This is a genomic window from Vreelandella titanicae BH1 (genome assembly GCF_000336575.1).
GTDB classification, from domain to species: domain Bacteria; phylum Pseudomonadota; class Gammaproteobacteria; order Pseudomonadales; family Halomonadaceae; genus Vreelandella; species Vreelandella titanicae.
The window spans coordinates 37,212-50,447 of record NZ_AOPO01000005.1 but is presented as its reverse complement, the minus strand read 5'-3'; the positions used below and the strand labels follow the sequence as shown (position 1 = coordinate 50,447).

The window sequence follows — 13,236 nt, the reverse complement described above, 5'->3', positions numbered from 1 at the left end:
GTATCCTTACTCTTCTGGGGTTATGGGAACCATCAGTGCAAAACGGGTGGGCGCGCTGAGGCCCTGGCTCTCCTCGCTATTGGGTTCGATCTCTTTTTTTCCTGCGGCAGCGTTGGGCTTGTAAAAGGTGAAACTTAAGGTGTTGTCGCTTGAGAGCAACGCTTCGGCATAGTCCACCGTGAGGATGAAAGAGGCATTTTTTGCTTGTTCGCTGGCCGGAATCCAGGCCTGCCAGATACGCACATCGTCTGGGTTATATTCTGTGTCAGCGGGTAACGCTGCGCCGCGCTCCGCTTGTTGCGAAGGACTCTGCTCGAAGCTATCGCCCGGTGCCCAGAAGCCGTCTCCGGCGATCTCGGAGATTCTGACGATGTCACCTGCTAGCGAAGCGGGGAAGGAGATTTGTAGCCAATAGCCATGATACGTAGTGCTCATTCTACCTGGGCTGTAATTGGACGCACTAGACATATCGAATGTCGTATGACTTACTTGTGTCAATTTGACAGAGGGGCGTAGCAGAGTTTCCATCAACGCCTGCCACTCGTTTTTTTCGCCTTCGTCGGTTTGCTCCCACTGATACTCTCCATTGCCCCAAGTGCTGGTGTATAGCCAAATGCGCACCCCTTCACGGTTATAGCGGGCGGCAAAATGTGAGGCGATTAGGTGAATAATACCCGCCGCAAACAGAATGCCAGAGACCCACCCGCCAAGTATCCAAGCGAAAGCTTTTGAACCTGCCCGAGCTGCACCATAAATTTGAGCACCGGCTGTACCAGCCATAGCGAATCCTGCAAAAGCTTTAACTGCTAAGGCCAAACGCTCTTTCCCACTTGTCGCCTCTCCATAGTCACTTAGGCTATTCCACGTATCGAGCCCTGCAGAGATTGCACCGATAGCCGACAAGCCCGCCACTCGCGTGGCTAATTTGGCCGCTAAACGCGCCGTTTGCGGCGAGTTCTGACCTGACCATTCGGTAATACCAGCCTTTGCTACTTCTGTCATAGTTCGTGACAGCATGAACTTTTGCGTAGCATACTTGTTCCAAAATGGCATGACCCATAGGCTCATTGTTGCACCAGCGGCGAAACTGGCGGTCGTCGCCAAGTTCCGTGCTTCCTCTCCATCAATGCCTTCTTTGTTAGCGGTGCGTACCGCTTCCTGAAAGTTGTAGAGGTTTAGCCCTGCAATTAAGAGTGGCAACCCGCCACCCAGTCGTTCGACTAACCCCGTTAGATGTCGACGAGCAGCCCTCACGCCGCCCATGATTTTTAAGCGGTGTATTTCACGCTGTTCGTAAAAACCGACGGAGGCAAGATTATTCGCACGCGCCTGATTGCCGGGACTACTGCGGTCAAGGGTATCGTCCGCAGCGGTGACACGCCTGGGTTCATCATAGGCATGCTCGTAGCGTTGTTGCTCCAGTCGCTTCATCTCATCGACATTTCTTTGCCGCTTTGCGGTACGGATGTCTGTGGTTAGCTTCCAGGACTTTTCCCGCCATTCGCGGTGCTTAGCCTCGTACTCAAGGTCTAGCACCAGTTGTGATGAAGCAACATCTGGATGGACAAGAACGACCATAAGGGGGTGCAAGAGTGCTTTGGTTGCTTTTGCCACAGACACTTGGCCTCTGGCACTTAAGGAAGGAAGAAAGTGGTAGGCGATGCTTTCCCAAGCTTTTTGTGTTGGCCCGTTCACCCCCACGCGCAAGGTATCAAATGCCTCTTTTACATGCGGTGCCAGGGCTTTATAGGCGGGATGACTCTGCACCTTTTCGTACTTGAGGATACCGCGAAATGCACTGATCCGCGAAGCCACGCTCGCAGCGCCAATGCCATTATCGGCGGGTTCTCCATCTTCCGTACCTTGTTCAATAAAATGTTGTGCAATGGTTTCAAGGGCCTCGGCCAAGGCGGGGTCAAGGTTACTCATCGCAAAACCAATCAATGAGTCGCTCGCTTGATAGGTGTCATTCAACCAAGCACGGCCAGTCTGCGTAGCGCCGAGGGCTTCAATCACCATGCAACCAAATTCATGAATGCACTGGTTCTGCTTGACATTGCAGGTATCAAAACAGAGCTCTTGGGCGGACAGCGGCAAGCGTTCTAGCCAAGTAATCAGATCCGCCAAGCTGTTTTCGATATGCGCCTGCAGACGCTCAAGCTGTGGCACTTTTTCGGTCAGAAAAGCGATGGCCTCATCCAGCCTGACATCAAGGCGGGGAAGCTCTTTGCCATGCCACTCTTCATACTGCTCGCTATTACGATTGGGGGGGTTGGGCATGCCTAATTCGATTAGCTCTTCTCGAATCTCTGTTACGCGCCTTTGCCTAGCGATCAATGTATGATCAGAACCGTTCTCTGCCCTTTTCATTGCATCGAGCAGTTCACCAGTCTTAACGGTTATTTCACGATAACGCTCTGGATCTTGGCGCGCTTCATCACTGATCAGGTCATCAATATCGATCAGGCACAGGGATTTGACGACCTGCGCGGTCTCAAGCTTATGACCGTGTTCATCCAGAAACGCTTCTAACTCCATTTCGCGACCGGCTAACGCCATGTGCAGATCGTTAACAATCCCCAAATCGTCATCGAGCGCTACAAAGATAGCTTCATCGTGATTATCGATATTGGCGAGAACGCTAGCCTGGGTTATCTCCGGCTTGACCTCACAATGCCGATAAACGCTTGCCTCTTTACTATCGTCTTCACTCTCCCCATTTTTATCTGCTCGGTTTTCGCTATCGCTGCTGTCGTCGCTTTCCGGTGCGGTCTCCCTCTCTACCGTCGAAACGGTCGTGCTGGTAAAACTATCCACAGCACCATCGGGCGTAATGTCCGCCACGTGCTCGCCGAGCTGCGTTATAGGGGCAGCATGGGAAGAAAATGACGCGCAGTCGCCCGTTGCATTGATCGCCGCTATCAAACTGACGGAACGCATGATGCGTTGACGAAAATCCGCGTTCTCCAGCACATACTCACGAATACGTTCAGTCCATTGGACAGAGGAGTAAGCTAACGCGATGGAGGCGTAAGTGGGATACGTTAGGTGAGGGGCTTTATTAAACGTTGCACCCTCTATGCAGTACTCATCAATGCGCGGCTCCTTGCCAGCTTCACTCACCCAGACATAAAGCCAGCCATCGCGCAGTTGCCGAAGCGTGTAGTCGCGCGTTTCGATAGTAGGGTAGCCCGGCCCCTGCCACTCCTCATCAATCGGGTGTGGCGCTGGAGCACCGGCCTCGGCAGGCGCCTCGTCAATGGCGTAGCGCACGGGAAAAATGTCTATATCGATAAACAGCGGGCAAACACCGCCACCTATGGGGGTTTCATCAAAGGCGGCATCGCGTTCCTGTGCCTGAACATCCGTGTTAGCCATTGGCTTCCTCGTCTACTGATAGCGGTGCTTGGGAAGGTGACCCGTAATTTTGGGTGCGTTGCGAGGCGCCAGCAGCCGGTGTTCGGCTCCAGGCGTCAAGGGCATATAGCTGCTCCTGCCGGGGAAGACACACTTGGTCAGATGAGTGTCTTGCCCACTGGGCATATAGCCCATCATCAGCCGTCATAAGTGCTTTGCCCCAGTGCAAACTGAGATCTACCCAGATGGCGAGCTGACGTTCGGTACTGGCCCCCCATGCGATGGCATCGTCCAAGCGTTCGTCAAGCCATCGGCCGTGATCGCCCTCAAGTCGTTGCCACGCATTAGGCACATGCTGTTTAAAGTAGTCCGTTAACCGCTCTTTAAGCTGCCAGCGCGCCACGGCTTTGAGCGCTGCATACTGTTGATGCCCCATTGGCGGAAAATCGGGAGCTTGTGCCGCAGGGGTTGATTCGGGGTGGTGGCTGGCTTGAAAGGCTTGCCATTTCTGAGCACGCTGACCAGCCCAGTTAGGCGTCCAATCGGCGACCCACCACGTATTGATGGGGCCCATGAGGATAGCCGGTAACTCGTCGCCATAGCTCCTTAACCAGTGGCGTGTCACCAGGGGGTCGGCGAAGCGCAATAACTGTTCTTGCCCTGCCTCGCTGTTGAAGGTAATGAACCGGCGGAGATGCTTGCTTAGAGATTGCGTGCTTGCTTGGCTACTGAGCAGGGAAAGCGAGCGATAAAGCGGAGTGTGGTCATTTTGGCTGGCCTGACTGATCAAGCCAGCTCCTTTAAGAGTGACCAGCATGGGCCCATGCTCGGCCACCGCACTCCACCGGGTTGACAAGTAAAGTGGCTCAACTTCCTCAACACTATCGTGTCGATATAAGCGCTTCCATGCATCGGGATAGCAGACACCGTCTACCAGCGCATGGGTCGCGGATGATATAGGCGGCATTTAGCTTTCCCCCTGATTCGACTCTTCACAAATTTCGCAGTAGGCAGGCGCTCTGAGCAGGGCTTTAAGCTGTGCGGCCTGATTGATCGGAGGGCCCAACAACGGCGAATGCCCTATCGCTTCTGCCCGGTCATGATCTTTACCTTCTAACACCGGTGGCAGTTTGGGCGGCTCGGCCGCTTGCCCGGTGCCATTACCAGGGCTGCCGCCGGCGTTGATCTTGACCTGGGGGCCGACGATGGTGATGCCGCTGGCGTCCAGTTTGATAAAGCTGCCACCCACCTTGAGGGTGATTTCGCTACCGGCTTCGAGTACCGCTTTTTGGCCCGACTTGATATGCAGTTCCCGGCCACTTTCGCTTAGCCAGGCCTGCCCGGCACGCATATGCATAGTGCCTTCAACATTTAAATGTTGGGCGCCTTCGGTGTGCTCAAAACGGTGGCGATGCACCGTGTGGTGCTCGTCGTTGTCGATCTCACTGATACGGTCGTTGTGCACTTTGAGATGGCTATCGCGTTTGATCTCTTCGGTGCGGTCATTAAGCGTCAGCAGCTCTAGATCTTTTTGGGCGTGAAACCATATCTGCTCTTCGCCAGTGGCGTCCTCGAAGCGCAGTTCGTTAAAGCCTTCCGACTTATGGCTCTGGGTGCGGATCACCGTGCGGGTCTTGTTGTCCGGCAGCGGGTAGGGCGGGGTGTTCACCGCGTGGTAGGTGCGACCGGTGACCAGCGGTTGATCGGGGTCGCCCTCTAAAAACGAGACAATGACCTCATGGCCGATCCGCGGGATCGCCATGCTGCCGTAGCCACCCCCGGCCCAGCCCTGGGCCACCCGTATCCAACAACTGGCGGTCTCATCAGGATCAGCATAACGATCCCAGGGGAACTGCACCTTGACCCGGCCGTGTTCGTCGCAGTAGATCTCTTCGCCTTCGGGGCCGACCACAAAGGCCACCTGGGGGCCATCGACCCGCGGCTTGGGGTTGGGCACTGGGCGGAAAGTCTGATCCCGGGGCATGATCACCACGTCGTTGTGGTAGCGGGTCATCAGCTCGCCTGCTTGCGCCGAGGTAGCACTGCTGCCATTGTTTCCCCGCGCCATACCGTCCTCTTCCAGGGCCTGGGGCTGTTCGCCGTGGTGTACCACCGAGACCACCTGCCACGCTTGGTTAAGGCTATCGATATCGTGGTCGGTGAGGGTAAAGCAGATGCCGGGGGCGAGCTCGGGCAGGTCACTCTCGGCTTCGGCGGTGGTGGCGTCGGCGCGCAGGGATTCTAAGCGGTGGCGGGTAAAAGGCTTACCGGAAGCGTCCTTCTTATAGCGGCCGGGGTAGTCGAAGTGCTCGTAATCCTCCCGCTGGGCGTGCTCGCCCAACCCCGGCGCCAGGTGCTCGTGGATCTGGGCGTAAGGCGGGTTCTTAAAGGTGTAGTCCTTGAGCATGGCCGAGGCGGGGCGCACGCGGCTGGCCTGACGCAACTTACGCAGGTGACGTCGGGGCGGCGTGCCCCCGGCGCGGCCGTGGTAGGTGCGCTCGCCCACGCTGGGCAACACCACCGTGGCGTCCGCAAATACCAGCTGGTGTTTACCGCCCTCGGCGTTCTCGAACTCATGGAAATAGAAGCAGCCCTCTTCGGCGGCTAAACGCTCGATAAAGGCCAGATCGGTCTCGCGGTACTGAACCAGAAACTCCCGATCAAGGGGCGTGCGGGTGGTGGCAAAGCCGATATCGGTGAGGCTACGCTCATTAGCGAGGGTGGTGATGGCATCAAACGGCGAGGTGTCCTGAAAGATACGCGAATTATGGCGCAGCGATAACCGCCACAGTGCAGGGCGAATCTCCACCCGATAGAAGCTGCGCCGGTGTCCCCTATCGCCGCGGTGCAGCTCTGAAATCATCCCATGCACGCGGCGCAGCGGCTCGCCGTCCTGCCAAATGGTCAGGGTGGCGTTTTGATCCAAACAGTCGCTGGGCGACAGGTCGTGGGTGCGGCTGGCAAACTCAACCGAGAGCGAAAACGGCTCAGAGAGAGCCTCGCGATGGGTAAAGCGCACCACGGCGGTGTCATCGGCCCCGGGTAGGGTCAGGGTAAATTGCAGGCCCGTTTTGTCCGCCATCGCTCCGCTCCTTGGATCATCAACTGCTAATGAGAGGCAGTCAGGATAGCGAGCCAGGGGCAGAGGGCAACCCCTTGAGGGCACGAAGCGTCAATGTCTTACACGCTTGTAAGAGATCTCTTACAAAATAGGGCCGAAGACTCATCAAACAGGCAGCCAGCATTCAATAAGCCACTGACGTTGTGACCAACAAAGTTGCTATGCTTATTGGCTATTTTGACTATGTACACTGGAAGAAACCTTCGTGAAGACAGAATCAAGCACTCTAGCGTTCTCCGCTTTTATGGCGCTGTTAATTGGTTGTGCAGGCATCGTGGCCACACTCGCCTCCAACTCCCAGGCGATCCTACTGGATGGGCTGTTTAATCTGATCTATTTCAGTGTTGCCCTGGTGACGATCAAGGTGAGCAAGTTAGCCAGCCGCCCCGATAGCGAATCCTACCCGTTCGGCTATAGCTACTTTGAGTCGCTGGTGAATTTGTGCAAAGGGCTGCTTATTTTAGGCGTGTCTATTTTTGCCTTGGTCGATGCCATTGCCGCCCTACTCACCGGCGGCCGCGAGATCGCGGCAGGCTTGGCGGTGCTGTACGCGCTATTCGCCACCGCGGCTTGTTCACTCACCGCTTGGGTGATGCACCGCAGCCAGCGCCACGTAAGCAGCCCACTGGTGGCGGCAGACAAACTCAACTGGCTAGTCAACAGCGTTATCTCTGCCGCTGTACTCGTCGCCTTCTGCCTGGTGATGCTGTTTGAGCGCCTAGGCTGGCAGACTATTCTGCCTTACGTGGATTCGGTGTTGGTCATTGCGGTGGTGGTGCTGTGTTTAGGCGTGCCGGTGCGGATGGCCTCCCAAGCCTTGAAGGAGCTGCTCAACAGAACCCCGGAAGAGGCTATCGCGGTGCCCGTTCGCCAAGCCGTGGCGAGTGCCCTGGCGGATACCGACACCCAAGAGGTGCGGGTGCGCATGGTTCGCCCTGGACGCCTGCTATATGTGATAGTGCATGTGGTACTACCCGACGCATCCGATGTTTCGGTCTCCACCCAGGATTTACTCAGGGCACGCGTCGATGACGAGGTGCGCCGCTACTACTCTCCCGTGGTGTGTGACGTGGTGTTTACTGCCAACACCCGCTGGGCAGCGCCCTCCTGTGGTCTATTGATAGAGAAGCAACCATAGATCAGTTGTCCAAGTTACCGAGCCTTGCGCAATAGAACTAGCGTGGCGATCACGCCCACCAGTAGCGCAAGGCCAAATAGCGTTAACGCCAAGGTATGCCCTACAGCATCAATGAGTACCCCAGTAGTGATCACCGGGATACTGAAGCCCAGATAGGCCATCAGGAAATAGCCCGCGCTGGCTTGGGTGGCTTGTTGACTAGCCGAGCCGTCCGCAATCGCCAACACGCCGCTTAATCCCCCCAGGTAGATAAACCCATAGCAAGCGCTACTGGCTGCTACCGTGCCCAGCAGCACCGCCGCAAGATAACCATGAACCGCTCCCCAGGCGATCAACCCATAGGCAATCGGCAAAATCACCAGCCCCAGTCGGGTAGCGCTGCGCGGCGCAAGTCTTCTCGCCCAGGGCTGAAACAGCACCCCGCAGCTGCAGATACCGAAGGTGGCGAAGCCACTCCAGGCGGATAAACCGTGTTGGCTTAATGCCGAAGGCAGAATCGCAATCACTAGCCCCACCAACGCCCAGGCCAACAAAATCGCCAACCCATAGGAGATAGCCCCTTGGGGATAGCTGGGCAAACGCAGCATAGAACTTTTAGTGGTGCTCGGTGCACGATCCTTAAGCGTGGTGACCACCACCAGCGCCAACGAAGCGGTAGCCAAATAAATCCACAGGCTGGGTGGCGATACGCTTGGGGTGTGGAAAACAAACAGGCTAGTCACCGCGGCCCCTAGCCCAAACCCGAGAGCGGTACTGGCCGTTACATAGTTAGTCGCCACACGGTTGTCCTCACCACCCAACAGCATCTGCATATAAGCGGGAGCTACCGCAGACGTTAGCCCCGTACTGATACCCAGCAGAAAGCGTGCAACACCCAGCGCCAGCAAACCGGGCGCTATCAGGGTGATCCCGGTCGCCAAGAGACATAACAACAGCGCAGTCATAATTAGTGGCTTGCGCCCTACCCGATCGGCCAAGCCATTTAACCCCAGCAACACCGGTATAATGCCCACCACATAGCAGGCAAAAGCGATACTGGTGGCGCCAACGCCCAAGCTATCCCGCGCCGCCAGCGCATCGTAAAGTGGAGCCTGTAAATTAACCGCCGTGGTAATCGTACATAGCGCAAACGCCAGGCAGGCTGCGCTCCTTCTATTGTTAGCGCGATTGACAGTGCGGCTCATGGCTAAGTCCTAAATAAGTAAGTCATTGAACCGCTACCCTCCCACGCTTACTGCACAGCGGTAAGGTACACTTAACCTCCACTTTCCAGACACTGTTCCGCCTTTTTAGTGAACAGTTGAAAGCCATAGGGAACGTTATGAAACTAGAGGTTAATCGGCACGCCACAACGCCCATCGCCCAGCAGCTCGAAGCGGGTATTCGCGCTTGGATTGCAGCGCACGGTGCCGGTGGTGGCCGTCGTTTACCCTCTATTCGTCGCTTAGCCGCCACCCACCACATCAGCCGTAATGCGGTGATTGAAGCCTACGAACGGCTTGTCGCTTCTGGCTTAGTGCGTTCACGACCCGGTTCAGGTTTTTATGTGGCGGATAGCGCGGCAGCACTGGTATCACAACCCGCAGCTACGAGCGGATTGGAAGAGGTCACCAACGGGCTATGGGGGCTTTTCAGTGCCAATGAGCACACGCTCAAGCTGGGCTGCGGCTGGCTGCCCAGCAATTGGCGCGAAGGCGATGACCTCACTCACGCCATTCGCCAAGTGGCACGTAAAAGCCGTTCGGGGATTTTCGAGTACAGTACTCCTCAAGGGCCGCAGGATTTACGCGGCTTAATCCAGGAACGCCTGCGCCCAATGGCGATTACTGCGGACGCCCAGCAGATCGTGATGACCGGTGGCGGTAGCCATTCGCTGGATCTACTAGTGCGGATGCTTCTTGAGCCTGGCGATGTGGTCTTCGTGGAATCACCAGGCTATTACAATCTGTTCGGCCTGCTGCACTTACAGCGAATCCGCGTGATTGGCGTGCCGCGATTAGCCGATGGGCCTGATATCGAGCGCTTGGAGGTGTTGTTGGCCGAGCACCGCCCAAAGCTGTTCTACATCAATAGCGTTTTTCACAACCCCACGGGCAGCACGCTAACCCCGGCGGTGGCGCACCGAGTGTTACAGCTCGCCGAGCAACACGATTTTCAGATTATTGAAGATGATATCTACGCGGATTTTCAGCACACCCCCACCACCCGCTTGGCAGCGCTAGACGGTTTGAGCCGGGTGTTCTACCTGGGCAGCTTTTCGAAAAGCCTTTCCTCTTCACTGCGAGTAGGCTTTGTCGCCGCCCCCGTGGCTTGGGTGCAGCGCCTTGTGGATATCAAGATGTTGACCAGCATCTCCGCTTCGCGGTTTGCCGAGCAAGTGGTCACCACCCTGCTACAAAACGGCAGCTACCGGAAGCTTACCGAACGGCTGCGCATCAAGCTCGCCAATCAAATGGCAATGGCACTAACGATGCTGAAAAATGCCGGCTGGGAGGTGTATACCCAACCGGCTGGTGGGATGTTTGTGTGGGCAAAACCACCGGTAGCCATCGCCCCTGAAACCCTGAGTGAACTGGCTAACCGGTGGGAAATCACGCTATCGCCGGGGCATCTGTTTTTTGCCGATCACCAGCCAACACCCTGGCTCCGGCTTAATGTAGCCTATATACAAGATCCCAGAGCCAAAGGGTTTATTGAGGCGGCAAGTTAGGATTAAAGCGGCCCTTCTGATATCGCTGAAGGGGGCTGGTAACCCCCCGTTAATTACAGCTCGCGTTTGCCGTCAACTAACCGCGACACCTTCAGCGGGTTGCCCTCTTTCAGCGCATCGGGCAGTAAGCCTTCTGGCAGGGACTGGTAACAAACCGGACGTAAGAAGCGGTGAATAGCCGCCGAACCGACGGAGGTCGAGCGCGAATCAGAAGTGGCCGGGAACGGGCCACCGTGCACCATGGCATGGCACACCTCGACACCCGTGGGCCAACCATTGGCGAGAATACGCCCTGCCTTGCGCTCAAGCGTAGGCAGCAGCGCTTTAGCGGCATCCAAATCGGCGTCGTCCATATGCAGTGTGGCGGTGAGCTGGCCTTCCAGCTGTTCAGCAACACGTTTTACTTCCGACGCGTCTTCGCACTCAACAACCAGCGAGGTGGCGCCGAACACTTCCGCTTGCAGCGCTTTTGATGCAAGGAAATCGCTCGCTGAAGCGGCAAACAGGCCTGTCTGGCACTGGTAGTCGCTGCCGGTTTGGCCACGGGCGATTTCGCGCACTTTAGCTGCGCCGCTCAGACTGATCACGCCCTCTTGATAGGCGCGGTGGATACCCGGCGTCAGCATTGTCTGCGCGCCGCTGGCTTCCACGGCGCCTCGCGCTGCCTCAATAAAGGCATCCAACTCAGGACCTTTTTCCGCAATGACCAAGCCAGGATTGGTGCAGAACTGGCCCGCGCCCATATTGAGTGAGCCAACAAAGGCTTCGCCCAGTGCTTTACCGCGCGCTTTAAGTGCCGCTGGTAGCAAGAACACAGGGTTAATACTGCTCATCTCAGCGTAGACTGGGATCGGCTGAGGCCTTGCTTGCGCCGTTTTCATCAGCGCCATACCGCCACTGCGCGAGCCGGTGAAACCAACCGCTTGAATACGCGGATCATCCACCAGCGCCTGGCCAATTTCGTTACCGGCACCAAACAGCAGCGAGAAAACGCCTTCCGGTAAATTGCAGGCTTTTACGGCTTTTTGAATCGCCTGGCCCACCAGCTCAGAGGTGCCTGGGTGCGCAGAATGACCTTTCACCACCACCGGGCAGCCAGCCGCTAGGGCCGAAGCGGTATCACCACCCGCAACCGAAAATGCTAGCGGAAAATTGCTGGCGCCAAATACAGCAACAGGCCCCAGGGCGATATGACGCTGACGCAGGTCAGCACGCGGCAGCGGTTGGCGATCTGGCATGGCCGGGTCGATGCGTACATCAAGCCATTCACCGGCACGTACTACTGAAGCGAACAGTCGCAGCTGCCCGCAGGTTCTGCCTCGCTCGCCTTCAATGCGTGCCTGGGGCAGGCCCGTTTCAGCCATGGCGCGCTCAATCAGTTCACTACCGATCGCTTCTATTTCACTGGCGATGGTTTCTAAAAACGTAGCGCGTTCTTCTAGAGACGTTTCTCGGTAGATGGCATAGGCCGTTTCAGCTAGCTCGCAGGCTTGCTCAACATGGGCTCGACTGCCGCCAATATAGACAGGCTCTAGTTTTTCGCCGGTGGCGGGGTTTACCGCTTGGATATTGGCTTGGGTGCCGGCCATTGCTTGTTGACCGATCAGCATTTCGCCTCGAATCGTCATATGTTGCTCCTTATATGGGTCAGTGGTATCACTGGTCGCGATACTGGGCGTATGTATTGCGCGCCCGGTTAAGGTGCTGGTACATGGTTTCGCGGGCTGCTTGAGCATCACGAGAAAGAATAGCTTCAAGAATGTAAGCGTGTTCTTCCTGAACTCGCTCTAAATAGCGCTCTGAGGAGATCGGGTTAATATCAATACTCAGCAGCTTGGCGCGGGGAATCACGCTCTGGCTCCACTGCTTGTAGAAAGATTGAAAGAAAGGATTTTTGGTCGCCGTGGCAATCGCAAAGTGAAACAAATAATCCTCTTCACGAGCTTGGGTTTTTGCAGCATACGCATTGCTAAAAGCAAGGTGCTGCGCTTCGAGCCGTTGACGATCTTCATCATCATGGCGTAAGGCAGCCAGTTCAGCTGCCGCTGGCTCTAAGGTTAGCCGCAGTTCCAGCAGGTGCAAGATATCTTCCACGGTGGTCGGGTTTATGCGCTCTGCAGGCCGCGCCTCTACCGTAGAAGAGCGCAGCACCGAGGTGCCTACACCACGCCGGGTCTCAACAAGCCCCAGGGATTTAAGGTGTGTGATGGCCTCACGTATGACTGTGCGGCTAACGCCGAAGGAGTCACAAAGACTGTTCTCAGTGGGCAGTTTTTCTCCCACGCCTACTTTCCCCTGGGTGATCAACGCTTCCAACTGGTCGGCCACGTGCACGGACAAGCTTCCCTGCTGTGTCACTTTACTTATTTGAAGCGGTTTTAGGGCAGATGCCGCTGCGCTGGTTTTGACCATGGAAGCTATCCTTCATTAATATCCAAGTTGTATTATATCGTACAACCTAGGTCTTGAAAGTGCCAATAAACGGCTTCTGAATGACCCCAGACAGCCTGTTTTCTATTTTTAATGCCATCACGAGTAATAACAAATATTTTTTCATACCAGATATAACACATCATACAAGAAAAAAGGTAGGTCTGGTTATTGTGCCAAGCAAGCATAACTAACGAAATCTAAACCAAAGTTAAAGTAGCACTTTGATAAAAATCAAGCTCATCAACATTACGGTCTCACATACCTTATCCCCCCTTGCTTATGGCGCAATCGGTGCATGCTTTTTGTTGCAGTCTTGTATGATGTAATACAACATGTGATTCATAGAGGGATCCAAAGGCGATAAGACTTAACGCAACCCTCATACCGGCGAGATCACACAAGGTTCTTTACTTGCATAGCGCCACCTTGGGTGGATAACCCGCAGCCCTTAATAGAGTAATCATCAAGGAGTATCAC

At 55.8% G+C, this 13,236-nt stretch carries 8 protein-coding genes; 2 read left to right on the top strand and 6 right to left on the bottom strand.

Going from position 1 to position 13,236, the window contains the following annotated elements:
- Positions 1-6: 6 nt before the first annotated feature.
- The 3 genes from HALTITAN_RS11005 to HALTITAN_RS10995 are packed head-to-tail and all read right to left on the bottom strand — an operon-like array spanning position 7 to position 6,439.
- Complete coding sequence (locus HALTITAN_RS11005) at positions 7-3,378, bottom strand: T6SS effector BTH_I2691 family protein (protein WP_009287155.1); 3,372 nt, start codon at positions 3,376-3,378, stop codon at positions 7-9.
- Complete coding sequence (locus HALTITAN_RS11000) at positions 3,371-4,324, bottom strand: DUF4123 domain-containing protein (RefSeq protein ID WP_009287154.1); 954 nt, start codon at positions 4,322-4,324, stop codon at positions 3,371-3,373. The genes HALTITAN_RS11005 and HALTITAN_RS11000 overlap by 8 nt, the downstream gene beginning before the upstream one ends.
- Complete coding sequence (locus tag HALTITAN_RS10995) at positions 4,325-6,439, bottom strand: type VI secretion system Vgr family protein (protein ID WP_039859243.1); 2,115 nt, start codon at positions 6,437-6,439, stop codon at positions 4,325-4,327.
- 244 nt (positions 6,440-6,683) lie between these two features.
- On the opposite strand from HALTITAN_RS10995, the gene HALTITAN_RS10990 reads away from it, so the two are divergent.
- Positions 6,684-7,616, top strand: a complete 933-nt coding sequence (locus tag HALTITAN_RS10990; protein WP_009287152.1) for a cation diffusion facilitator family transporter — start codon at positions 6,684-6,686, stop codon at positions 7,614-7,616.
- Between the two features lie 14 nt (positions 7,617-7,630).
- Here HALTITAN_RS10990 and HALTITAN_RS10985 read toward each other — a convergent pair whose 3' ends face one another.
- Positions 7,631-8,800: an MFS transporter gene (locus HALTITAN_RS10985; RefSeq protein ID WP_009287151.1), complete on the bottom strand. Its 1,170-nt coding sequence runs from the start codon at positions 8,798-8,800 to the stop codon at positions 7,631-7,633.
- A gap of 137 nt (positions 8,801-8,937) precedes the next feature.
- On the opposite strand from HALTITAN_RS10985, the gene HALTITAN_RS10980 reads away from it, so the two are divergent.
- Positions 8,938-10,326: an aminotransferase-like domain-containing protein gene (locus HALTITAN_RS10980; protein WP_039859242.1), complete on the top strand. Its 1,389-nt coding sequence runs from the start codon at positions 8,938-8,940 to the stop codon at positions 10,324-10,326.
- 53 nt (positions 10,327-10,379) lie between these two features.
- On the opposite strand, the gene HALTITAN_RS10975 is transcribed toward HALTITAN_RS10980, so the two are convergent.
- Together HALTITAN_RS10975 and HALTITAN_RS10970 are read right to left on the bottom strand one after the other, a co-directional pair.
- Positions 10,380-11,954 (bottom strand): aldehyde dehydrogenase (NADP(+)), encoded by a 1,575-nt coding sequence (locus HALTITAN_RS10975; protein ID WP_039859241.1) that lies wholly within the window; start codon positions 11,952-11,954, stop codon positions 10,380-10,382.
- A gap of 28 nt (positions 11,955-11,982) precedes the next feature.
- Entirely contained in the window at positions 11,983-12,738 is a 756-nt protein-coding gene (locus HALTITAN_RS10970; protein ID WP_022521772.1) for a FadR/GntR family transcriptional regulator, read from the bottom strand.
- Between the last annotated feature and the right edge of the window lie 498 nt (positions 12,739-13,236).